Source organism: Pseudomonas sp. AM4(2022) (assembly GCF_036346515.1).
In the GTDB taxonomy this organism is placed as follows: domain Bacteria; phylum Pseudomonadota; class Gammaproteobacteria; order Pseudomonadales; family Pseudomonadaceae; genus Aquipseudomonas; species Aquipseudomonas paracarnis.
Genome location: NZ_JAOTNW010000002.1, coordinates 63711 through 86902, shown reverse-complemented (window position 1 = coordinate 86902; position 23192 = coordinate 63711). Strand labels below are relative to the sequence as shown.

Annotated in this window: 21 protein-coding genes; 16 read left to right on the top strand and 5 right to left on the bottom strand. The window is 60.7% G+C overall.

What is annotated here, in order from left to right:
• Positions 1-60 precede the first annotated feature (60 nt).
• The 7 genes from ODQ19_RS02715 (at position 61) to ODQ19_RS02685 (ending at position 5685) form a co-directional block, all read left to right on the top strand.
• Entirely contained in the window at positions 61-699 is a 639-nt protein-coding gene (locus tag ODQ19_RS02715) for a peroxiredoxin (RefSeq protein ID WP_116666640.1), read from the top strand.
• A 318-nt stretch (positions 700-1017) separates the two neighbouring features.
• Positions 1018-1611, top strand: a complete 594-nt coding sequence (gene ssuE / locus ODQ19_RS02710) for an NADPH-dependent FMN reductase (RefSeq protein ID WP_014720392.1) — start codon at positions 1018-1020, stop codon at positions 1609-1611.
• 97 nt (positions 1612-1708) lie between these two features.
• Positions 1709-2677 (top strand): sulfonate ABC transporter substrate-binding protein, encoded by a 969-nt coding sequence (locus ODQ19_RS02705; RefSeq protein ID WP_116666641.1) that lies wholly within the window; start codon positions 1709-1711, stop codon positions 2675-2677.
• A gap of 26 nt (positions 2678-2703) precedes the next feature.
• Positions 2704-3852: an FMNH2-dependent alkanesulfonate monooxygenase gene (gene ssuD / locus ODQ19_RS02700; protein ID WP_116666642.1), complete on the top strand. Its 1149-nt coding sequence runs from the start codon at positions 2704-2706 to the stop codon at positions 3850-3852.
• Positions 3853-3861: 9 nt separating this feature from the next.
• Complete coding sequence (gene ssuC, locus ODQ19_RS02695; protein ID WP_330209277.1) at positions 3862-4647, top strand: aliphatic sulfonate ABC transporter permease SsuC; 786 nt, start codon at positions 3862-3864, stop codon at positions 4645-4647.
• Positions 4644-5450, top strand: a complete 807-nt coding sequence (ssuB, locus tag ODQ19_RS02690; protein WP_192002070.1) for an aliphatic sulfonates ABC transporter ATP-binding protein — start codon at positions 4644-4646, stop codon at positions 5448-5450. The genes ssuC and ssuB overlap by 4 nt, the downstream gene beginning before the upstream one ends.
• 19 nt (positions 5451-5469) lie before the next feature.
• The gene (locus ODQ19_RS02685; RefSeq protein WP_003176783.1) at positions 5470-5685 is read left to right on the top strand and encodes a TOBE domain-containing protein; all 216 of its coding nucleotides are present in this window, start codon (positions 5470-5472) and stop codon (positions 5683-5685) included.
• 120 nt (positions 5686-5805) lie between these two features.
• On the opposite strand, the gene ODQ19_RS02680 is transcribed toward ODQ19_RS02685, so the two are convergent.
• Positions 5806-6435 carry a TetR/AcrR family transcriptional regulator gene (locus tag ODQ19_RS02680; protein ID WP_073451845.1) on the bottom strand — a complete coding sequence of 210 codons (630 nt, stop codon included), beginning with the start codon at positions 6433-6435 and terminating at the stop codon, positions 5806-5808.
• A 229-nt stretch (positions 6436-6664) separates the two neighbouring features.
• Positions 6665-8041 carry a glutamine synthetase family protein gene (locus ODQ19_RS02675; RefSeq protein ID WP_003195252.1) on the bottom strand — a complete coding sequence of 459 codons (1377 nt, stop codon included), beginning with the start codon at positions 8039-8041 and terminating at the stop codon, positions 6665-6667.
• 597 nt (positions 8042-8638) lie between these two features.
• Between ODQ19_RS02675 and ODQ19_RS02670 the strand changes: the two genes are divergently transcribed.
• From ODQ19_RS02670 to ODQ19_RS02640, 7 genes are all read left to right on the top strand, one after another.
• Positions 8639-9997, top strand: coding sequence for a glutamine synthetase family protein (locus tag ODQ19_RS02670; protein WP_003195249.1), 1359 nt, complete (start codon positions 8639-8641; stop codon positions 9995-9997).
• Positions 9998-10055: 58 nt separating this feature from the next.
• Positions 10056-11420: an aspartate aminotransferase family protein gene (locus tag ODQ19_RS02665; protein WP_014720386.1), complete on the top strand. Its 1365-nt coding sequence runs from the start codon at positions 10056-10058 to the stop codon at positions 11418-11420.
• Positions 11421-11603: 183 nt separating this feature from the next.
• Complete coding sequence (locus ODQ19_RS02660) at positions 11604-12698, top strand: polyamine ABC transporter substrate-binding protein (protein ID WP_116666660.1); 1095 nt, start codon at positions 11604-11606, stop codon at positions 12696-12698.
• Between the two features lie 241 nt (positions 12699-12939).
• The gene (locus ODQ19_RS02655; protein WP_032894637.1) at positions 12940-14034 is read left to right on the top strand and encodes a polyamine ABC transporter substrate-binding protein; all 1095 of its coding nucleotides are present in this window, start codon (positions 12940-12942) and stop codon (positions 14032-14034) included.
• 66 nt (positions 14035-14100) lie between these two features.
• Positions 14101-15243, top strand: coding sequence for an ABC transporter ATP-binding protein (locus ODQ19_RS02650; RefSeq protein WP_003195240.1), 1143 nt, complete (start codon positions 14101-14103; stop codon positions 15241-15243).
• The gene (locus ODQ19_RS02645) at positions 15240-16160 is read left to right on the top strand and encodes an ABC transporter permease subunit (protein WP_003195238.1); all 921 of its coding nucleotides are present in this window, start codon (positions 15240-15242) and stop codon (positions 16158-16160) included. The genes ODQ19_RS02650 and ODQ19_RS02645 overlap by 4 nt, the downstream gene beginning before the upstream one ends.
• Positions 16157-17041, top strand: coding sequence for an ABC transporter permease subunit (locus ODQ19_RS02640; protein ID WP_003195236.1), 885 nt, complete (start codon positions 16157-16159; stop codon positions 17039-17041). The genes ODQ19_RS02645 and ODQ19_RS02640 overlap by 4 nt, the downstream gene beginning before the upstream one ends.
• Before the next feature lie 128 nt (positions 17042-17169).
• On the opposite strand, the gene ODQ19_RS02630 is transcribed toward ODQ19_RS02640, so the two are convergent.
• A complete protein-coding gene (locus tag ODQ19_RS02630) occupies positions 17170-17811 on the bottom strand; it encodes an HD domain-containing protein (RefSeq protein WP_116666649.1) in 642 nt (213 codons plus the stop codon).
• Between the two features lie 266 nt (positions 17812-18077).
• Here ODQ19_RS02630 and ODQ19_RS02625 point away from each other — a divergent pair, with 266 nt between their 5' ends.
• Positions 18078-19043, top strand: coding sequence for a GlxA family transcriptional regulator (locus ODQ19_RS02625; protein ID WP_330209276.1), 966 nt, complete (start codon positions 18078-18080; stop codon positions 19041-19043).
• Between the two features lie 119 nt (positions 19044-19162).
• On the opposite strand, the gene ODQ19_RS02620 is transcribed toward ODQ19_RS02625, so the two are convergent.
• Positions 19163-21517: a penicillin acylase family protein gene (locus tag ODQ19_RS02620; RefSeq protein ID WP_330209275.1), complete on the bottom strand. Its 2355-nt coding sequence runs from the start codon at positions 21515-21517 to the stop codon at positions 19163-19165.
• A 26-nt stretch (positions 21518-21543) separates the two neighbouring features.
• Complete coding sequence (locus ODQ19_RS02615) at positions 21544-22119, bottom strand: DUF6436 domain-containing protein (RefSeq protein WP_330209274.1); 576 nt, start codon at positions 22117-22119, stop codon at positions 21544-21546.
• A 98-nt stretch (positions 22120-22217) separates the two neighbouring features.
• Here ODQ19_RS02615 and ODQ19_RS02610 point away from each other — a divergent pair, with 98 nt between their 5' ends.
• On the top strand, positions 22218-23159 hold the full coding sequence (locus ODQ19_RS02610) for an alpha/beta hydrolase (protein ID WP_330209273.1): 942 nt from the start codon (positions 22218-22220) through the stop codon (positions 23157-23159).
• The last annotated feature ends 33 nt before the right edge of the window (positions 23160-23192 follow it).

Below are 23192 nucleotides of genomic sequence, written 5' to 3'. Positions count from 1 at the left end.
TTAAATCATCAAAAATCCATGCACAGTGGGCTCCATAAGCACTCACCAGGAGCCACACCCATGAGCCTAAGACTGGGCGACATCGCCCCCGACTTCGAACAGGATTCCAGCGCCGGCAAGATTCGTTTCCATGAATGGCTGGGCGACAGCTGGGGTGTGTTGTTTTCCCACCCGGCGGACTTTACGCCGGTGTGCACCACCGAACTGGGCTTCACCGCCAAGCTCAAGGACGAATTCGCCAAGCGTGGGGTCAAGGCCATCGCCTTGTCGGTAGACCCGGTGGACTCGCACCACAAGTGGATCGACGACATCAACGAAACCCAGAACACAGTGGTCAACTTCCCGATCCTGGCCGATGCAGACCGCAAGGTCTCGGACCTCTACGACCTGATCCACCCGAATGCCAGCGATACCCTCACAGTGCGCTCCTTGTTCGTGATCGACCCGAACAAGAAGGTCCGCCTGACCATCACCTACCCGGCCAGCACCGGGCGTAATTTCCATGAAATCCTGCGGGTGATCGACTCTCTGCAACTGACCGACAACCACAAGGTGGCGACGCCGGCCAACTGGCAGGATGGGGATGAGGTAGTGATCGTGCCATCGCTCAAGGACGAGGAAGAGATCAAGAAACGCTTTCCCAAGGGCTATCGCGCGGTGAAGCCGTACCTGCGCCTTACCCCACAACCCAATCGTTAAGGCGGATATCGCCATCGCGGGCCAGCCCGGCTCCCACAGTTGACCGCATTCCCCTGTGGGAGCCGGGCTTGCCCGCGATGGCGGCTTCATGAACAGCAAAGGCATCAAGTTGCAAACCGTCTCACACAGCAGGGGTTTTCAGGCCGTTTCGACGGCCTTTTTTTTCGCCTGGCGATTGGTTAAACGCTTATGTATTTATGGAATAAACAAATGAATAAATAAGATTTATAGATATATAAATCTGCTGATAAGGTCTATCCCATCTTGGCGCCATCGCCGTACAGCGAACCGCCGACACTTGCTCAAGGAATCTCCTGCATGCTGGTCGTAACACTTGGAGGCAGTCCCAGCCAGCGTTCCCGCTCCGGGGTCTTGCTGGATAAAACCCGTCAGTGGCTGCAACAGCAGGGCGTGGAAGTGGTGAGTTACCAGGTACGGGACTTCCCGGCTGAAGACTTGCTGCACGCACGCTTCGACAGCCCCAAGGTCATTGACCTGCTGCAACAAGTCGCCAATGCCGACGGCCTGGTGATCGCCACGCCGGTGTACAAGGCGTCGTTTTCCGGGGCGTTGAAAACCGTATTGGACCTGCTGCCAGAACGCGCCCTGGCCCATAAGGTGGTGTTGCCAATGGCGACCGGCGGCAGCATCGCCCACATGCTGGCGGTGGACTACGCCCTGAAGCCTGTGCTGTCGGCCCTCAAGGCCCAGGAATTGCTCCACGGTATTTTTGCCGAAGACAGCCAGATCGCCTATGGCGAGGGCAGTGTCCAGGCGCAGTTGGTGCCGGTACTCGAACAGCGTCTGCACGAAGCCCTGGAGCAGCTCTACAGCGCCATGGCGCGCCGGCCAAAACCGCTGGACCCTGACGTATTGAATGAACGTTTGTTGAGTGCTCGCTGGAGCATTTGAGCCTCACCCCAGAAACCTGGAAACACTCACCTTACTCAGCCGACAACGGCCAAGCAGGTGCAGCCAAAACCCTAATCGCACAGTTGGAGAGAGCGCCATGCGCACTGTCATCTTGCGTCGTGGTCTGGTCGCACTCTTTGCTGCGGCTGTGTCCTTCGGCGCCATCGTTCAAGCCCAAGCCGCCGAGACCTTGCGGATCGGTTATCAGAAGTACGGCACCCTGGTGCTGCTCAAGGCCAAGGGCACCCTGGAAAAACGCCTGGCCGCTCAAGGCGTGCAGGTGCAGTGGACCGAGTTCCCCGGTGGCCCGCAATTGCTCGAGGGCCTGAACGTCGGCTCCATCGATTTCGGCGTTACCGGCGAAACCCCACCGGTGTTCGCCCAGGCGGCTGGCGCCGATCTGCTCTATGTCGCCTACGAGCCACCCGCGCCTACCAGCGAAGCGATCCTGGTGCCCAAGGACTCGCCGATCAAATCGGTGGCCGAACTCAAGGGTAAAAAGGTCGTGCTCAACAAAGGCTCCAACGTGCACTACCTGCTGGTGCGTGCCTTGGAAGACGCCGGCCTCAACTACACCGACGTGAAGACCGTGTTCCTGCCGCCCGCCGATGCCCGTGCCGCGTTCGAACGCGGCAGCGTGGACGCCTGGGTGATCTGGGACCCGTACCAGGCCGCCGCCGAGAAGCAACTGCAAGCGCGCACCCTGCGAGACGGCACCGGGATTGCCGACAACCATCAGTTCTACTTGGCCACCAAGCCCTACGCCGAACAACACCCGCAAGTGATCAAGGCGTTGGTGGAAGAGGTGCGTGCGGTAGGCGAATGGTCCAAGGCCAACCCGCAGGAAGTGACTGAGCAGGTCGCCCCACTGCTCGGCCTGCCGGCAGATATCACCCTCACGTCGGTGAAACGCCAGGGCTACGGCGCGCTGTTCCTGACCCCGGAAGTGGTCGCCGCCCAGCAGAAAATCGCCGACAGCTTCTACCAACTCAAATTGATCCCCAAGCCCTTGAGCATCAAGGACGTGATCTGGACGCCACCCGCCGCGGTTGCCAAAGCGCCGTAATCCGACTTCATTCAGGAGACAACTCCATGAGCCTCAATATTTTCTGGTTCCTGCCCACCCACGGCGACGGTCATTACCTTGGCACCGCCGCAGGCGCCCGCGCTGTCGACCACGGTTACCTGCAACAGGTGGCCCAGGCTGCCGACCGCCTGGGTTTCGGCGGGGTGTTGATCCCTACGGGACGCTCCTGCGAAGACTCGTGGTTGGTGGCCGCCTCGCTGATCCCCGTGACCCAGCGCTTGAAATTCCTGGTTGCTCTGCGCCCTGGGATCATCTCCCCGACCGTGGCCGCGCGTCAGGCCGCGACCCTGGATCGCCTGTCTGGTGGCCGTGCGCTGTTCAACCTGGTCACCGGCGGCGATCCGGAAGAACTGGCCGGCGATGGATTGTTCTTAAGCCATGAAGAGCGCTACCAGGCGTCGGTGGAGTTCACCCGTATCTGGCGCCGTGTGCTGGAAGGCGAGACCGTGGACTACGACGGCGAGCACATCAGCGTCAAAGGCGCCAAATTGCTCTACCCGCCGATTCAGCAGCCACGCCCGCCACTGTATTTCGGTGGTTCCTCCGAAGCCGCCCAGGACCTGGCGGCCGAACAGGTGGAGATGGTGCTGACCTGGGGCGAGCCGCCGGCAGCTGTTGCGGAAAAGATCGCGCAGGTGCGCGCCAAGGCTGCAAAGCTGGGACGCACGGTGCGCTTTGGCATTCGCTTGCACGTGATCGTGCGCGAAACCAACGACGAAGCCTGGAAAGCCGCCGACAAACTGATCTCCCACCTGGACGACGAGACTATCGCCCGCGCCCAGGCGTCCTTGGCGCGTTTCGATTCGGTGGGCCAGCAACGCATGGCAGCCTTGCATGGCGGTAGCCGTGACAACCTGGAAGTCAGCCCCAATCTGTGGGCCGGCGTCGGCCTGGTACGTGGCGGCGCAGGGACGGCGCTGGTGGGCGATGGCCCAACGGTTGCGGCGCGGGTCAAGGAGTACGCGGACTTGGGTATCGATACCTTTATCTTCTCCGGTTATCCACACCTGGAAGAGTCGTATCGGGTCGCCGAGCTGTTGTTCCCGCACCTGGATATCGAACGTCCCGAGCTGCCCAAAAGCGCCGGCTACGTCAGCCCGTTTGGCGAGATGGTTGCCAACGACATCCTTCCCAAAGCTGCGTCACAGAGCTGAGGCGCCGTTATGGACTTAGAAAAAATCAGCCATCGCGTGGCGCCCTGGGTGCTGCCGGTCTTATTGCTGGCGGTGTGGCAGTTGTCGGTGTCGGCGGGTTGGTTGTCGACGCGCATTCTGCCAGCGCCGAGTGCAGTGATCGAAGCCGGGGTTAACCTGGTGGTCAGCGGCGAAATCTGGACGCACCTGGCCATCAGCGGCTGGCGCGCCGGCCTGGGCTTTGTGATCGGTGGCAGCATCGGTCTGGCCCTGGGCTTTATCACCGGGCTGTCGAAGTGGGGCGAACGCTTGCTCGACAGCTCCGTGCAGATGATCCGCAACGTGCCGCACCTGGCGCTGATTCCGCTGGTGATCCTGTGGTTCGGTATCGATGAGACCGCGAAGATTTTCCTGGTGGCCCTGGGTACCTTGTTCCCGATCTACCTGAACACTTACCACGGCATCCGCAATGTCGACCCGGCACTGGTGGAAATGTCGCGCAGCTATGGCTTGTCCGGTTTCAGCCTGTTCTGGCAAGTGATCCTGCCGGGCGCGCTGCCATCGATCCTGGTGGGGGTGCGCTTTGCCCTGGGCTTCATGTGGCTGACGCTGATCGTGGCGGAAACCATCTCGGCCAGTTCCGGCATCGGTTACCTGGCGATGAATGCCCGTGAATTCCTGCAAACCGACGTGGTGGTGCTGGCCATCGTCATGTACGCCATCCTCGGCAAACTGGCCGACCTGGCAGCCCGTGGGTTGGAACGTGTGTGGCTGCGCTGGCACCCGGCGTATCAAGTCAAAGGAGGTGCAGCATGACGGCTCAACAACCTCCGCGTCTGTTGAAGGGCATCCCGCTGGCGGTGCGCAAATTGCGCAAGGCCTTTGGTACCCGCGAAGTGCTCAAAGAGATTGACCTGCATATTCCCGCGGGGCAGTTCGTGGCTGTGGTCGGCCGCAGTGGTTGCGGCAAAAGTACCTTGCTGCGCCTGTTGGCGGGGCTGGACAAAGCCAGTGGCGGCGAGCTGCTGGCCGGCTCCGCGCCACTGCACGAAGCGATTGAAGATACGCGGTTGATGTTCCAGGAAGCGCGCTTGCTGCCCTGGAAAAAGATCATCGATAACGTCGGCCTTGGCCTCAAGGGCGACTGGCGCCCCAAAGCGCTGGAAGCGCTGGAAGCGGTTGGCCTGGCCGAGCGCGCCAACGAATGGCCGGCGGCGTTGTCCGGCGGTCAGAAACAACGCGTGGCGCTCGCCCGGGCGTTGATCCATCAGCCGCGCCTGTTGCTGCTCGATGAGCCGCTGGGCGCACTGGATGCCCTGACCCGCATCGAGATGCAGCAACTGATCGAGAACCTGTGGCGTAAGCACGGTTTCACGGTGTTGCTGGTGACCCACGACGTCAGCGAAGCCGTGGCGATTGCCGACCGCGTGATTCTGATTGAAAACGGCGAAATTGGCCTCGACCTGAACATTGACCTGCCACGCCCACGAGCCCGTGGCTCACACCGCCTGGCCGCGCTGGAAGCCGAAGTGCTCAACCGCGTGCTGTCGCTACCCGGTTCCCCACCGGAACCCGAACCTGTTTCACCGCTGCCGACGCAATTGCGTTGGGCTCAATAACTCACACAGGAAAAACACCATGACTATTAAAGCCATCAACGTGCGTAACCAGTTCAAAGGCACCATCAAGGAAATCGTGGTCGGCGACGTGCTGTCGGAAATTGACGTGCAGACCGCGTCCGGCATTGTCACCTCGGTGATCACCACCCGTTCGGTCAAGGAGTTGGAGCTGGTGATCGGCAGTGAAGTGATTGCCTTTGTGAAATCCACTGAGGTGTCGATTGCCAAGTTGTGATTGGCGTCGCCCTTGAGACTGCTATCGCAAGCAAGCCAGCTCCCACATTTTGATGTGTGAACGCATTCAAATGTGGGAGCTGGTTTGCCTGCGATGAGGCCGGCCCAGACGACACAGCATTCAGCGCTTGGGCAGATAGGCCGGCAAATAAAGCCCCACATACGCATCAAACACCCGCATCCCTTCCTCCGCCATGCGCGGCGTAATCAGCCCATGCTGATGCACCGAGCGCGCGTACACGCGGTCGCTCAACTCCAATGCCAGGGCAAACACATCCACATCGCTCGGCAGCGTTGGCACTTCAAAGTGGCGATTGAACACCGCCAGCATCAAGTCGCCCAATTCCAGATCATGCTGGCGATCGGCCTGGGTCACTTCGGTCAACCCGTGCTGGGCCAGGATCAACTGGCGCGCCGCGGCATCGTTGCTGTAGATGCTGAGCATGCGTTGTTCAACGATGTAGGACAGGTCGCGCCAATGCTTGAGCGATTCATGCTCGATGGGCGCCTGGATGGCAGCGCGAAAGGCTGCGTGAACGTCAGCGGTCAACGCCTCCAGCAACGCCGGCACACTGGCGAAAAAGTGGTACACCGATGACGGTGGAATCTGTGCCCGTTCGGCCACGCTGTAGATCGACAAGCTCGCCACACCCTCGGCGGCCAGCAAGGTGCGGGCGGCTTCAAGGATCGCGTCGATCCGGGCCTGGCTGCGGGCGCGGGGTTTGCGAGGGGCGGCGGGGCGGGTGGTCATGGATGTCTCCTACAAGGCAGCGGGCATTGTATGAGCAGGAGTCCTGGTTGTCTGCCAAGCCGCCTTCGCGAGCAAGCCCGCTCCCACATTTAACTGCATTCCAAAGTTGAAACCCGACCCCTGTGGGAGCGGGCTTGCTCGCGAAGAGGCCAACTCGGTCTACCGGTAGAAACCCATAAAAAAACGCCACTGACCAAAATCAGCGGCGTTCTTTTATTGCAGCAACCGCTTATACGGTATGCAGGTACCAGTTGTACTCAAGGTCGGAGATGGAGTGTTCAAACTCCTCCAGCTCACTTTCCTTACAGGCGACGAAGATATCGATGTATTTAGGATCGATGTACTTGGCCATCACCTCGCTGTCGTCCAACTCGCGCAAGGCATCGCGCAGGTTGTTCGGCAGGCTTTGTTCGTTCTGCTCGTAGCTGTTGCCTTCCACCGGAGCGTTCGGCTCGATCTTGTTGGTCAGGCCGTGGTGTACGCCCGCCAGTACCGAGGCCATCAGCAGGTAAGGGTTGGCATCGGCGCCAGCCACACGGTGTTCGATACGCACGGCATCGGACGAGCCGGTGGGTACGCGAATCGCCACGGTGCGGTTATCCAGGCCCCAGCACGGCGAGTTCGGCACGTAGAACTGTGCGCCGAAACGACGGTAGGAGTTGACGTTGGGGCACAGGAACGCCATTTGGGCGGGTAGGGTCTCCAGCACACCGCCGATCGCGTGACGCAATGCGGCGTTCTGCTCGGGATCCTCGCTGGCAAAGATGTTCTTGCCGTCCTTGTCCAGAATGGAGATGTGTACGTGCAGCCCGTTGCCTGCCTGGCCTGGGTAAGGCTTGGCCATGAAGGTGGTGTCCATCTCATGGTCGTAGGCGATGTTCTTGATCAGGCGCTTGAGCAATACCGCGTAATCGCACGCCTTGATCGGGTCGGCGACGTGGTGCAGGTTCACTTCGAACTGCGCCGGGGCGCTTTCCTTGACGATGGCGTCCGCCGGAATACCTTGCTCCTTGGCACCTTCCAGAATGTCCTGGAGGCAGTCGACGTATTCGTCGAGGTCGTCGATCAGGTAGACCTGTGTCGAGTGCGGGCGTTTGCCGGAGATCGGCGAGCGGGGCGGTTGCGGGCGGCCGTTCACGTTCTCCTGGTCGATCAGGTAGAACTCAAGCTCGAAGGCGGCGCAGATGGTCAGACCGAGGTCGTCAAACTTGGTAACAACTTGGCGGAGCACTTCGCGCGGATCGGCGAAGAAAGGTTCACCTTCAAGTTCGTGCATGGTCATCAGCAGTTGCGCGGTAGGGCGCTTTTGCCAGGGTTCATTGCACAGGGTGTCGGGGATTGGATAACAGATTCGGTCAGCATCACCGATGTCCAGGCCCAGGCCGGTGCTTTCCACCGTAGAGCCGTTGATATCCAGGGCAAATAAAGAGGCAGGCAGGTTAATGCCCTTCTCGTAAACCTTGTGGAGGCTGGTGCGTTCGATGCGCTTACCGCGCACCACACCATTCATATCCGCAATTAGAAGGTCTACGTACAGAACCTCAGGATGATCCTTAAGGAACGCGTTCGCTTCGTTAAGCTGAACGGCACGCGGGGGTACCGACATGATGCAACACCTTTGTTGTTAAAAATATCAATCATTGATCTTTTCTGGTTTCAGTCAACCCGAACGGCCTGCCGAAGTCAAGCGAGGCATTTTTTGCCCTAAAAAAGCGCCATGGAGCCTTTTTTGCGGGGTTTTGGGGCGGTTTTTTGGGTTTTAGGGGCTTGGGACCTGCAGGCTTGAGCGGGCCGTGTAGGATTTTTTACGGGGGTGTTGTGTAAAAAAATGAACAAGGCTAAGCTCGATTCAAACCCATAACAGCAATAATACCGGGGTGCTTCATGTTTCACCTGCCGCCAATCGGCGTCTCTGCCTGCTCCAGCCAGGCTTTGTCCGCAGCTCGTTCGCCCCGCGTGAATGCCCAGGCACCGGCCAATATTCTTGACGGCCCGGCCGATCTCCTTTTTGCCATCTCCTACGCCACTGAGCGACCCTCATCCGCCGTGCCGATCATAATTGCGCACAACTTTGGCGTGAGGAATGCAACCCATGGGCAAATGGCAGGTAAGCTCCTACCCTGAATGAAAAAACGACGCGGATGCTGCGTCAACCAACGCCTGGCCTTTAATGGATGCCAGGAAACCCAGCCCAGAGGCATTTATGAGTAACAACCTCGACCAGCTCACCGATTGGTTGAAAGACCACAAGATCACAGAAGTCGAATGCATGATTGGCGACCTCACCGGCATCACCCGGGGCAAGATCTCGCCGACCAACAAGTTCATTGCCGAAAAAGGCATGCGCCTGCCCGAGAGCGTTCTGTTGCAGACCGTGACCGGCGACTATGTCGAAGACGACATCTATTACGAATTGCTCGACCCGGCCGACATCGACATGATCTGCCGCCCCGACCAGAATGCGGTATTCCTGGTGCCCTGGGCCATCGAGCCGACCGCCCAGGTGATCCACGACACCTACGACAAGCAAGGCAACCCGATCGAGCTGTCGCCGCGCAACGTGCTCAAGAAAGTCCTCAAACTCTACTCCGACCGCGGCTGGCAGCCCATCGTGGCGCCGGAGATGGAGTTCTACCTGACCAAGCGCTGCGAAGACCCGGACTTCCCGCTGCAACCGCCGATTGGCCGCTCCGGCCGCCCGGAAACCGGTCGCCAGTCCTTCTCTATAGAAGCGGCCAACGAATTCGACCCGCTGTTCGAAGACGTCTACGACTGGTGCGAACTCCAGGAGCTGGACCTCGACACCCTGATCCACGAGGACGGCACCGCGCAGATGGAAATCAACTTCCGTCACGGCGATGCCCTGTCCTTGGCCGACCAGATCCTGGTGTTCAAGCGCACCATGCGTGAAGCCGCGCTCAAGCACGACGTGGCCGCCACCTTCATGGCCAAGCCCATGACCGGCGAGCCCGGCAGCGCGATGCACCTGCACCAGAGCATCATCGACATTGCCACCGGCAAGAACGTCTTCTCCAATGAAGACGGGACCATGAGCCAGCTGTTCCTCAACCACATTGGCGGCCTGCAGAAGTTCATCCCTGAATTGCTGCCTTTATTCGCCCCCAACGTGAACTCGTTCCGCCGCTTCCTGCCCGATACCTCGGCGCCGGTGAACGTGGAATGGGGCGAAGAAAACCGCACCGTCGGCCTGCGCGTACCGGATGCCGGCCCGCAGAACCGCCGCGTGGAAAACCGCCTGCCGGGCGCCGACGCCAACCCGTACCTGGCGATTGCCGCCAGCCTGTTGTGCGGCTACATCGGCATGGTCGAAGGCCATAACCCGAGCGCGCCGGTGGTGGGCCGTGGTTACGAGCGGCGCAACCTGCGCCTGCCGTTGACCATCGAAGACGCCCTGGAACGCATGGAAAACAGCAAGACCATCGAGAAATACCTGGGGCAAAAATTCATCACAGGCTACGTCGCGGTCAAGCGGGCCGAGCATGAAAACTTCAAGCGCGTGATCAGTTCGTGGGAGCGGGAATTCCTGCTCTTCGCCGTCTGATGCGCCGGGCGTACGCTTCAAACGGTGCGCCCTTCACTGAAAAGTCTAGGAGATTGGTATGTCCAGCAACAACCCGCAAACCCGTGAATGGCAAGCCTTGAGCAATGATCACCACCTGGCGCCGTTCAGCGACTTCAAGCAATTGAAAGAGAAAGGTCCAAGGATCATCACCAAAGCCCACGGTGTTTACCTGTGGGACAGCGAAGGCAACAAGATCCTCGACGGTATGGCCGGCCTGTGGTGCGTGGCGATCGGTTACGGTCGCGATGAACTGGCCGATGCCGCCGCCAAGCAGATGAAAGAACTGCCGTACTACAACCTGTTCTTCCAGACCGCACACCCGCCGGTATTGGAGTTGGCCAAGGTCATTTCCGATGTCGCGCCGGCTGGCATGAACCACGTGTTCTTCACCGGCTCGGGCTCCGAAGGCAACGACACCATGTTGCGCATGGTCCGCCACTACTGGGCGATCAAGGGCCAGCCCAACAAGAAAACCATCATTGCCCGCAAGAATGGCTACCACGGCTCTACCGTGGCCGGCGCCAGCCTGGGCGGCATGACCTATATGCACGAGCAGGGCGACTTGCCGATCCCGGGCATTACCCACATCGCGCAGCCGTACTGGTTTGGCGAAGGCGGCGACATGAGCCCCGAGGAATTCGGTGTGTGGGCCGCCAACCAGTTGGAAGAGAAAATCCTGGAGCTGGGCGTGGACAACGTCGGCGCCTTTATTGCCGAGCCGATCCAGGGCGCCGGTGGCGTAATTGTGCCGCCGGCCACGTACTGGCCGCGCATCAAGGAAATCCTCGCCAAGTACGACATCCTGTTTGTCGCCGACGAAGTAATCTGCGGTTTCGGCCGTACCGGTGAGTGGTTCGGTAGCGATTTCTACGACCTCAAGCCGCACATGATGACCATCGCCAAGGGCCTGACCTCGGGCTACGTGCCCATGGGCGGCCTGATCGTGCGCGACGAAGTGGTGGCGGTGCTCAACGAAGGGGGCGATTTCAACCACGGCTTTACCTACTCCGGTCACCCGGTGGCCGCGGCTGTGGCGCTGGAGAACATCCGCATCCTGCGCGATGAAAAAATCGTTAACCGTGTGCACGACGAAACGGCACCGTATTTGCAGAAACGTCTGAGGGAACTGGGCGATCATCCGCTGGTGGGTGAGGTCCGCGGCGTCGGTATGCTCGGTGCGATCGAGCTGGTGCAGGACAAGGCGACGCGCAAGCGTCACGAAGGCAAAGGCGCCGGCATGATCTGCCGAACCTTCTGCTTTGAAAATGGCCTGATCATGCGCGCCGTGGGCGACACCATGATCATTTCGCCGCCACTGGTCATCAGCAAGGCTGAAATCGACGAGCTGGTAACCAAGGCCCGTCACTGCCTGGACCTGACTTTGGCTGCCTTGCAGGGCTAAGTGCTAGGCTCAGTGCGCGGTGCGCTGGGCAGTTACAAATGCAGGGGCTTTGGTTGAAAGCCGGCCCCTGAACTTGCCAGACTGTCGCCCTGTTTTGTTGCCCTTCGGTTGGGCCGTAAAACATACAACGCTTGTGGCCCAAAAAAGAAAAAATTGGAGCATCACCAAATGAAGGCATTAGGTTTGAAGAACGCTGGCAAGACCCTCCTCGCCTTGTCCCTGATGGGCGCAATGGCGGGCGCGGCCCAGGCAGACAGTAAAGTGCTGCACGTCTACAACTGGTCCGACTACATTGCACCGGACACCATTGCCAACTTTGAAAAAGAGTCGGGCATCAAAGTGGTGTACGACGTTTTTGACAGCAACGAGACCCTGGAAGCCAAGTTGCTGGCAGGCAAGTCCGGCTACGACATCGTCGTACCGTCGAACAGCTTCCTCGCCAAGCAGATCAAGGCCGGTGTCTACCAGGAGCTGGACAAGTCCAAGCTGTCCAACTACGGCAACCTGAACAAATCCCTGCTCAAGGCCGTATCGGTCAGCGACCCGGACAACAAGCACGCCTTCCCGTACATGTGGGGCTCGATGGGCATCGGCTACAACCCGGAGAAGGTCAAGGCCGCACTGGGCGTGGACAAGATCGACTCATGGGACGTACTGATGAAGCCGGAAAACATCGCCAAGCTGAAAAGCTGCGGCGTGAGCTTCCTCGATTCGCCAACCGAAATGCTGCCGGTAGCGCTGCATTACCTGGGCCTGCCGACCGACACCACGAAGAAGGCTGATCTGAAACAGGCCGAAGACCTGTTCATGAAAATCCGTCCTTCGATCGGCTACTTCCACTCGTCCAAATACATCTCCGACCTGGCCAACGGCAACATCTGCGTGGCTGTGGGCTACTCGGGTGACATCGAACAGGCCAAAACCCGCGCGGCTGAAGCCGGTGGCAAGGTCAAGATCGCCTACGACATTCCCAAGGAAGGTGCTGGCAGCTTCTTCGACATGGTCGCCATTCCCAAGGATGCCGAAAACGTCGACGCTGCCTACGCATTCATGAACTACCTGCTCAAGCCAGACGTCATGGCCGCGATCACCAACAGTGTGCGTTTCCCGAACGGTAACGAGAAAGCCACCGCTCTGGTCGATAAAGACATCACCAGCGACCCGGGTATTTATCCGTCGGCCGAAGTGCAATCCAAGCTCTACGCCATTGCCGACATGCCGGCGGCAACTCAGCGTGAAATGACCCGTAGCTGGACCAAGATCAAGTCCGGTAAATAACGCCAGAAACCTGTAGGAGCGAGCTTGCTCGCGAAAATCGTCAACGATAACGCAGCGCCTCTGGTCGCCCGCGTTGCCTGTGAGTTCTTCGCGAGCAAGCTCGCTCCTACAAACAGCGGCAACCGTACAGAAAATAAATGACAGAAAGTTTTGCCGGATCGGTTTATCGAAGGTAAGTTGCGCGCCGGTTTTGTTGCCGGGCAACAACTTCAAGGCCCCAACTATTCAAGAGGACCTCCACTTGCCAATTTCTTTATTTCGCAAAGCCATGCTGGTGGGTGCAGGTATCACGCTGGCTGCCAGCGTACAGGCCGCACCGACGGTGCATATTTATAACTGGTCGGACTACATCGGCCCCGACACCCTGGCCAACTTCGAAAAGGCCAGCGGTATCAAGCCCGTGTATGACGTGTTTGACTCCAACGAAACCCTGGAAGGCAAGTTGCTCGCCGGGCGTACCGGCTACGACGTCGTGGTGCCGTCCAACCATTTCCTGGGCAAGCAGATCAAGGCTGGGGCGTTCCAGAAGCTCGACAAGTCGTTGCTGACTCACTACGCCAACCTCGACCCGGTGCTGCTCAAGCGCCTGGAAAAGAACGACCCGGGCAACCAGTACGCGGTGCCGTACCTGTGGGGCACCAACGGCATTGGCTACAACGTCGACAAGGTCAAAGAAGTGCTGGGTGTCGACAAGATCGACTCCTGGGCCGTGTTGTTCGAACCGGAAAACATGAAGAAGTTGGCCACTTGCGGCGTGTCGTTCATGGACTCGGCCGATGAAATGCTGCCCGCAGTACTCAACTACATGGGCCTGGACCCCAACAGCACCAACCCGGCCGACTACAAGAAAGCCGAGGAAAAACTGCTGAAGGTGCGGCCCTACGTGACCTACTTCCATTCCTCCAAATACATCTCGGACCTGGCCAACGGCAACATCTGCGTGGCGGCCGGTTTCTCCGGCGATGTGTTCCAGGCCAAGGCCCGTGCGGCGGAGGCGGGCAAAGGCGTGAACATCGCCTACACGATTCCCAAAGAAGGCGGCAACCTGTGGTTCGACGTGCTGGCGATTCCCAAGGATGCCAGCAACGTCAAGGAAGCCCACGCCTTCATCAACTATTTGCTGCAGCCTGAGGTGATCGCTCAGGTCAGCGATCAAGTCGGTTACGCCAACCCTAACCCAGGGGCGGACAAACTGATGGAGCAATCGATACGCACCGACGCAGCGGTTTACCCACCGCAGGCGGTTCTCGAGCGGACATTCGTCAACTTTGAGCTACCCCCGAAAGTGCAGCGTTTAATGACCCGTAGCTGGACCAAGGTCAAGACGGGCAAGTAAGGCTCAAACTATCCAAGGCTGGCCCGCATTGGGCCGGCTGCACAGTTTTTTTTGGGAGTTTCGTAAATGGCAGTTGCCTCCGGCGCCTATAAGAAAGCCCTCGAGGGCGACCAGACACCGAAAAAGGTGCTGGTCAAAATCGACCGGGTCACGAAGAAGTTCGACGAGACGATTGCCGTGGACGATGTGTCCCTGGAAATCAAGAAGGGCGAGATCTTCGCCTTGCTCGGCGGTTCGGGTTCGGGCAAATCCACCTTGCTGCGCATGCTTGCAGGTTTCGAGCGCCCAACCGAAGGTCGCATCTACCTCGACGGTGTGGACATCACCGACATGCCGCCCTACGAGCGGCCGATCAACATGATGTTCCAGTCCTACGCCTTGTTCCCGCACATGACCGTGGCGCAGAACATCGCCTTCGGCCTGCAACAGGACAAGATCCCCAAGGCTGAAGTCGACGCACGCGTGGCCGAGATGCTCAAGCTGGTACAGATGAGCCAATATGCCAAGCGCAAGCCGCACCAATTGTCCGGCGGCCAGCGCCAGCGCGTGGCCTTGGCCCGCTCCTTGGCCAAGCGCCCGAAACTGCTGCTGCTCGATGAGCCGATGGGCGCACTGGACAAGAAGCTGCGCTCGCAGATGCAACTGGAGTTGGTGGAAATCATCGAGCGCGTTGGGGTGACCTGCGTGATGGTGACCCACGACCAGGAAGAGGCCATGACCATGGCCGAACGCATCGCGATCATGCACCTGGGCTGGATCGCCCAGATCGGCAGCCCGATCGACATCTACGAAACCCCTACCAGCCGCCTGGTGTGCGAGTTCATTGGCAACGTCAACATCTTCGACACCCAGGTGGTGGACGACGCCGAAGGCCACGCGGTGCTCAAATGCCCGGACCTGGACCGCGACATCTACGTGGGCTACGGCATCGCCACCTCGGTGGAAGACAAGTCGGTGACCTACGCCATCCGCCCGGAAAAGCTGCTGGTGACCACCGAAATGCCAACCTGCGAGCACAACTGGTCCAGCGGCAAGGTGCACGACATTGCTTACCTGGGCGGCCACTCGGTGTTCTACGTGGAGCTGCCGAGCGGCAAGCTGGTGCAGTCCTTCGTCGCCAACGCCGAACGCCGTGGCCAGCGCCCAACCTGGGGTGACCAGGTGTATGTGTGGTGGGAAGACGACAGCGGCGTGGTACTTCGCTCATGAACATGAAGAAATTCAAGCGGCGCTTGGATCGCATCGTGCCCAATGGCAAGCAGGTGGTCATCGGGATTCCCTTCCTCTGGCTGTTCCTGTTTTTCGCACTGCCGTTTTTCATCGTGCTGAAAATCAGCTTTGCCGAAGCCGATGTGGCGATCCCGCCCTATACCGAGATCTATACCTACGTTGAGCAAAAGCTGGAGGTGGTGCTGAACCTGGCCAACTACAGCTTGCTGGCGGGCGACGAGTTGTACATCGCCGCCTACCTGGGCTCGCTGAAGATGGCGTTTTTCAGCACGCTGCTGTGCCTGCTGATCGGCTACCCGATGGCCTACGCCATCGCCACCGCGCGCAAAGAGATGCAGACCGTGCTGGTGCTGCTGATCATGATGCCCACCTGGACCGCGATCCTGATCCGGGTATATGCGTGGATGGGCATCCTCAGCAACAACGGCCTGCTCAATGGCTTCCTGATGTCCATGGGCTTGATCAACGAGCCGCTGCAGATCCTCAACACCAACATCGCGGTGTACATCGGCGTGGTCTATTCGTACCTGCCGTTCATGATCCTGCCGCTGTACGCCAACCTGGTGAAGCACGACCAGAGCCTGCTGGAAGCCGCCTCCGACCTGGGGTCGAGCACCTTCAACAGCTTCTGGAAAATCACCGTGCCGCTGTCCAAGAACGGCATCATCGCCGGTTGCATGCTGGTGTTTATCCCGGTGGTGGGCGAGTTCGTGATTCCTGAACTGCTCGGCGGCCCGGAAACCCTGATGATCGGTAAGGTGTTGTGGCAAGAGTTCTTCAACAACCGTGACTGGCCGGTGGCGTCTGCCCTGGCGGTGGTGATGCTGGCGATCCTGATCGTGCCGATCATCCTGTTCAACCGCAGCCAAGCCAAAGAGCTGGAGGGCAAGATATGAAGCGCTTTCGTTTCTCCAGCTTCATGCTGGTCGCAGGCTTGTTGTTCATCTACCTGCCAATGTTGATCCTGGTGATCTACTCGTTCAACGAATCCAAGCTGGTGACAGTGTGGGGCGGTTGGTCGATCAAGTGGTACGTGGGCCTGTTGGACAACACCCAGTTGATGGGCTCGGTGGCCCGCTCCCTGGAAATCGCCTGCTACACGGCGGTGGCGGCGGTAGCGTTGGGTACCCTGGCGGCCTTCGTGCTGACGCGCATCAGCCAGTTCAAGGGCCGCACGCTGTTCGGTGGCCTGGTGACGGCACCGTTGGTGATGCCCGAAGTGATCACCGGTCTGTCGTTGTTGCTGCTGTTCGTGGCCATGGCGCAGATGATCGGCTGGCCCCAGGAACGTGGCATCGTCACCATCTGGATCGCCCACACCACCTTCTGTGCGGCGTATGTGGCGGTGGTGGTGTCGGCGCGCTTGCGTGAGCTGGACCTGTCGATCGAAGAAGCGGCGATGGACCTGGGCGCACGGCCGTGGAAGGTGTTCTTCCTGATCACCATCCCAATGATTGCGCCGTCGCTGGCGGCGGGCGGCATGATGTCGTTCGCGCTATCGCTGGACGACCTGGTACTGGCCAGCTTCGTGTCGGGCCCCGGTTCCACCACCTTGCCGATGGAAGTGTTCTCGGCGGTGCGTCTGGGGGTTAAACCCGAGATCAACGCCGTGGCGAGCCTGATTCTGTTGGCGGTTTCGCTGGTGACCTTCCTGGTGTGGTTCTTCAGCCGTCGGGCCGAAGAGCATCGCAAGAAGGCTATTCAGCAAGCGATTGAAGAAGCCGCGGCGGATGGCTGGCAGCAGCCGGACAAGCGCCGGGCGCCAGCGCCGGTCTAACTGCCGACGCGATCCACTGTAGGAGCGAGCTTGCTCGCGAAAAACCTGAGAGCGCCGCTGGGTGTCAGGTACCCAGCGTCATCATTAACGTTCTTCGCGAGCAAGCTCGCTCCTACAGTGGGGCTTAGCTAGGCAGCCCACGGCGACGTGCGGATCACCTGCACAAAATTCATCGGTTTGAACCCCGGCTCCTGGTCCACCAGCACATCGGTCTTCACGTTGCCAAACGTGGTCTGCGGGCGATGGCGCAAGCCGTCGGCGAACGCGCAGATAATGCACTCCTTGAACCCTTCACCCCGTGGATGCGCGTGCACCACCGCTTCGCGATGCGCGCTGCTGAACGCGGTGTAGTCCATGCCCAGCACGTCCATCTCCACACCGGCGGTCACCAGCGCTACGGTGGGGCGCAGGTGTTTCGGCACGCCCGGCGTGGTGTGCAGGGCGATGGACAACCACACTTGTTCGATATCGTCATCGCTTAACCCATAAGGTTTGAGGAACGCAGCGGCGGCGTTGGCGCCGTCCACTTCGAAACGCTCGTCGTCACTGCGGTGGCCTTCCACCAGGCCCAGGTCATGGAACATCGCGCCGACGTAGAGCAACTCCGGGTTGTAGGCCAATTGCTTGCGCTCACCGCTCAAGGCGCCGAACAGGAAGACCCGGCGCGAATGGTGGTAGAGCAGGTCCGATTCGACGTCGCGGATGTATTCGGTGGTGGCCCTGGCCAAGGCGCTGTCAGGGATCTGGATACCGGCTATGGTGGTGCTCATGGTGGATCTCCTCTGGAAAGATTCCAGTCTGGTCCCATGACCCTGAAGCGGCTATCGCCACAGGGGGGCGATCCCGGCCAATGTGCCGCCACATCGCGCCAAGTGGAGTAGCCCTTTCAGGCCTAAGGAGATCAAATGTGGGAGCGGGCTTGCTCGCGAAAGTGGCCTGTCAGTTGATGCATGTGTCGGCTGGACCACCGCTTTCGCGAGCAAGCCCGCTCCCACAGGGGATTTGCGCTCATTCAGTGAGAGAGGTGTTTGTGACCATGGGCAAAACCGTCGCCATCCTGATCTTCCCCGGTGTCCAGTCGCTGGACGTGACCGGGCCGATGGATGTGTTCTGCGAGGCCAATAGCTTCCTGGCGCCCGAGGATCACTATCGGCTGGAAGTGCTCGGCTTCGGCCACGGCGTCATGGCGGCCTCCAACGGTTTGTCATTGCAGGCCCACAAGCACTACAGCGAAGCCCGGCAACCCTACGACCTGTTGCTGGTCGCCGGTGGCCCGCAGTTACCCTTCGAAGACTTTGGCCCCGAGTTTGACGCCTGGCTGCGCGCGGCCGCCGCGAAGGCGCAGCGCTTTGGCTCGATCTGCAATGGCGCCTTCATGCTGGCCCGTGCAGGTCTGCTGGACGGCAAGACCGTCACTACCCATTGGAACGATGCCGCCAGCCTGGCGCGCCTGTGCCCCTCGGCCCAGGTCGAAGCCGACCGCCTCTATGTGCAGGACGGCAAGCTCTACACCTCCGCCGGGGTCACGGCAGGTATCGACCTGTCGTTGTACTTGCTGGCCCAGGATCACGGTCCGGAAGTGGCCCTGAGCGTGGCCAAGCGCCTGGTGGTGTTCACCCAGCGCTCGGGCGGGCAATCGCAGTTCAGCCCGTTCCTCACGCCCCATGCCGAAACCACCTCGGCGGTGGCGCTGGTGCAGCTGTACGTGCTGGCCAACCTGACGGGAGACTTGACCATTGCCGACCTGGCCAAGGCGGCCAATATGAGTGCGCGCAATTTCTCCCGGGTGTTTGCCCGTGAAGCGCGGATTACGCCAGCGGAATTTGTCGAGAGGGCGCGCGTGGATGCGGCGCGGGTGATGCTTGAAAGCAGCCACGCACCGCTTAAAACCGTGGCCTATCAATGCGGCTTTCGCGACGCCCAGCACATGCGCAGTGTGTTCAACCGCCGGCTGGGCGTCACGCCGCAACAGTTCAGGCTTAACTTTGCGGCGCCGGTTTGAGCGTGCGTGATCGTTCCCACGCTCTGCGTGGTAACGCCTCTTGGGACGCTCTGCGTCCCGCTTCTGAGGGCGGACGCGGAGCGTCCATGGCTGCATTCCCACGCGGAGCGTGGGAACGATCATCGGGCGGGCAGCAGTTTCAAGGTACCGCGGGTATTGGCCGTCACCTCCTCATCACTGAAGTGCGCCTGCTCGTACCCGCCCTCGATATAGCTCTGCGCCTGGTCGCCATAGTGCGTATCAAAGGGCACACCGCTTTGCCCCACCGGGTTGATGGTGAGGGCGTGGGTCGGGTCGGCGAAGTCGATCAGGCGCCGTGTCGACGGGCCGTAGGTCACCGGCCAAGGTGCCGGGCCAATCGGGGCGGTCTGGTTGTTCGGCACTTCGTGGCTGCCCGGTGCCGGGAACGGGCCGACGTTGAAGATTTTATCCAGCGGTTTTTGCAGGCCCAGCGGGTGGCCGTGGGTCAGGGTGTGCGCCTTGCCCCACTGCCACTGCGCCGGGTCATCGCCGAACGTAGCCTTGAGGTGGGCCAGGCTATTGTCCCAGACGAGCTTGACGGTGTCGGCCCGATTGCCGTTCCACCAGGGTGAGTCTGCCGATGCGGCCAGGCGTGGCAATGCGGCGTCGATCACGCGGGTGCCGAGCAGGGTCTTGAACAAGGCATCGCCGAGTTTGGGGTGAAAGGTCGCGTCGCTGAGGTTGAACAGCAACTGGTTGAACAGCGTGGCACTGGTGGAGTCCAGCGGGTAGTCACCTTTCCAGCTGGCAAGCTGTTCCACCAGTTTGAGTTGCGCCGGGTCCTTGACCACCTCGCGCAGCACCGGCAACAGCGGCGCCAGCAGGCGCGGGCCATAGGCGGTGGTGGTACCCAGTTGCAGGGCCTGGCTGTTGGTCACATCCCACTTCACGCTTGTGTCGCTCAACTGCGCGTTCAACTGCTGGCCACGGTCAGCCAGGTTGTAATAACCGGGAATTGGCATGCCGGTGGGCGATGCCGGCTGGGCATTGGCGGACACCACGTAGCCGCGCGGCGGGTTTTCTTCCTGGGGGTTGGCACTGAAAGGGTAGAAACCCAGCTTGTCGGCCTGGGCGGTACTGCCGTCGAGGATGAACGCCGGGTTGACGCCAGCCGGGCGGATCGGCAATTGCGCCGCTGCCCACCAGCCTATATCGCCCTTGGCATTGGCCCACACGATGTTCAGGCCCGGCGCCGAGACCTTGGCGGCCGCGGCACGAGCCTTGGCCAGGGTGTCGGCACGGTTGAGCTGGTAGAAACCCTCCAGGATCGGGTTTTCACTGTCCAGGAACGCCCACCACATGGCAATCGGTGTGCTGCCGGCGTTCTCACCGAGCACGTCGTTGATGATCGGGCCGTGGGGCGAGCGGCGCAGGGTGAGGGTCACCGGCGCCTGGCCCTTGACCTGGATCTGCTGCTCGCTGCTGCTCATGTCCACCCATTGGTCGTGGTACCAGACCTGGTTGGGGTTGTCCGGGTTGACCTTCTCGGCGACCAGGTCGAGGTCGTCGTTCTGGAACATGGTCAGGCTCCAGCCGAAGTCCAGGTTGTGCCCCAGGAACGCCACCGGTACCAGCGCGTTGTGGTAGCCGTACAACTCAAAGCCTGGTGCCGACAGCTGCGCCTCGTACCACACCGAAGGCACCGAGAAGCGGATATGCGGGTCACCCGCCAGCAACGGCTTGCCACTTTGAGTGTGGCTGCCGCTGACGGCCCAGGCATTGCTGCCTTCGAACTGCGGCAGGCCGTTGTCGGCCAGGGCCTGTTCGCTCAGGGCGGCGATGGCGCCAAGGGTCTGCCAATCGCTGGTCGCCAGGTTGAGGGCGCCCTTGGGTTGCCAGTCGAGATCGAAGACGTTCAAGTAGTCGCTGCCCAGCCGGTCGCGCACATAGGTCAGCACCGGCTCGGTGCGAAAGGCTGCGGCAAAGCTGTAGGCCATGTACCCGGCGACGCTGATGCTGTCTTCGGCGGTAAACGGGCGCTTGGTGATGCCCAGTACATCGAACTCCATGGGGCTGGCGTGGCTGTCCTGATACTGGTTGACCCCGTCCAGGTAGGCTTGCAGGGCCTTGGTCGAGGCTGAGCCAGGGTCCATATGCTCTACATAGCTCAGGGCACGCTCGCGGATGCGCAGGCTGCGAAACAGCTTATCGGTCTCCAGCAGCTTGGGCCCGAGTACCTCGGCCAGTTCGCCACGGGCCAGGCGCCGCATGATCTCCATCTGGAACAGCCGGTCCTGGGCATGCACATAGCCCAGGGCGCGGTACAGGTCGGCTTCGTTTTCGGCACGGATATGCGGTACGCCACGGTCGTCGTAGCGCACCGTGACCGAACCTTGCAGGTGCGCCAGCGTCACCGTGCCCTGGCGCGTGGGTTGTTTGCTGTAGACGTACCAACCGGCGCCCAGGGCGACCAGCACAATCAGCACCGCAAAAACCTGCAGGACGCGCTTCATGAACATTCCTTACCAAAGTGGACGGACTACAGATCCTTAGGCCACGAACAATAGCAGCCTACCGCGAGGGTGTGAGTGGCATTCACTTCGCGTCCGGTTCCAAGGGCCTTGAGGATCGGCTCGATAAAACTGTTGCTGGCGTTGCACGTCAGGCCTTCGCTGTAGGGGCCGAAATACGCCAGCTTGCCGGTGCGATCCCAAATGCCCACGGCCGGGCTGGCGGGGATCTGGTCCGCGCCGGGCAGGGCATCGAGGACTTTCAGGTGGCGCAGGTTCTCGGGTAACTGGCCGTGGCTGCCGGGTTTTTGCAGGGCATAGAACTCCACCCCTTGGGGCGCGTACTGCTCGATCAACTCGCCCAGGTGTTGCTGGTTACCGACATTGCACGGGCAGGCCGGGTCCCAGAAGTGCACCAGGCGAATCGGGCCAGGGCCACTGAGGGCGGCGGGCAGTTGCAGCACATCGCCGGAAAATACCGCGGTGTGTTCGCTGAAGGCGCGCAGGTAGCGGCCCTGGAACCAGTCATAGGCCGCCCACAGCACCCCGGCGCAGATAACCAGGATCAGGCTGGCGAACAGGGCGTTACGGTAGGGCGGTCGCATTGGATGTATCCTCGCAGGTCGCGTAGCTTGCCATGCTTGTCCTGACAGATGAATATCGCAGCTCGATATTCATCTCCACCGCAAGTCTGGAAGCCTTTATGCCCGTCACCTTTGACCCTGATCATCTGCGCGAAAGCTTGCGCCCCCTGGTGGATGCGCAGCCGCTGTCAGCCGAGGCGAGGGTTTACCAGCGTTTCTACGGGCTCGACCTGGCCGCACGCCAGGTGCCGGCGGTGAGCCGCCTGGGGCGCTTGCAGGTGGAGGGATTTGAGGTGGTGGCCCAGGTCTGGTGGCCGCCAGCGCCGGTGGCGACGATGTTCCTGTTCCACGGTTTCTACGATCACATGGGGCTGTATCGCCATGTGGTGGATTGGGCGTTGGACCAGGGCTTCGTGGTGATCGCCTGCGACCTGCCGGGCCATGGCTTGTCCAGCGGCGTGCGCGCCAGCATCGATGACTTTGCGGTGTACCAGAGCGTGGTGCAGGCGTTGTTCGTCGAGGCCAAGGCGCTGCAATTGCCGCAACCCTGGCACCTGTTCGGGCAAAGCACCGGCGGCGCCATCGTGGTGGACCACCTGCTCAACCACGGCGCCCAAAGCCCGGCCCAGGGCAAGACCTTCCTGCTGTCGCCGTTGGTGCGGCCGCGTGCCTGGGGTTGGTCGCAGGTCAGCTATTACCTGCTGCGCCCCTTCGTCAAAGGCATCGCCCGGCGTTTCAGCGATAACTCCAACGACCCTGCGTTCAAGCCGTTCCTGGAAGCCGACCCGCTACAGCCTCGCCAACTGCCTACCGCCTGGGTGGGGTCGCTGGCGCGCTGGATCAAACACATCGAAGCCGCACCCCGCAGCCCCCGGCGCCCGGTGATCGTGCAGGGTGAGGAAGATATGACGGTGGACTGGCAGCACAATTTGCAGGTGTTGCGGGGTAAGTTCGACCGGCCTGAGGTGTTGATGCTCAAGCAGGGTCGGCATCACTTGGCCAATGAAATTCCGCAGATTCGCGAAGCATATTTTAACTTCCTCACGGATCACCTGAAATAACGCGGTCCAAATGTGGGAGCTGGCTTGCCTGCG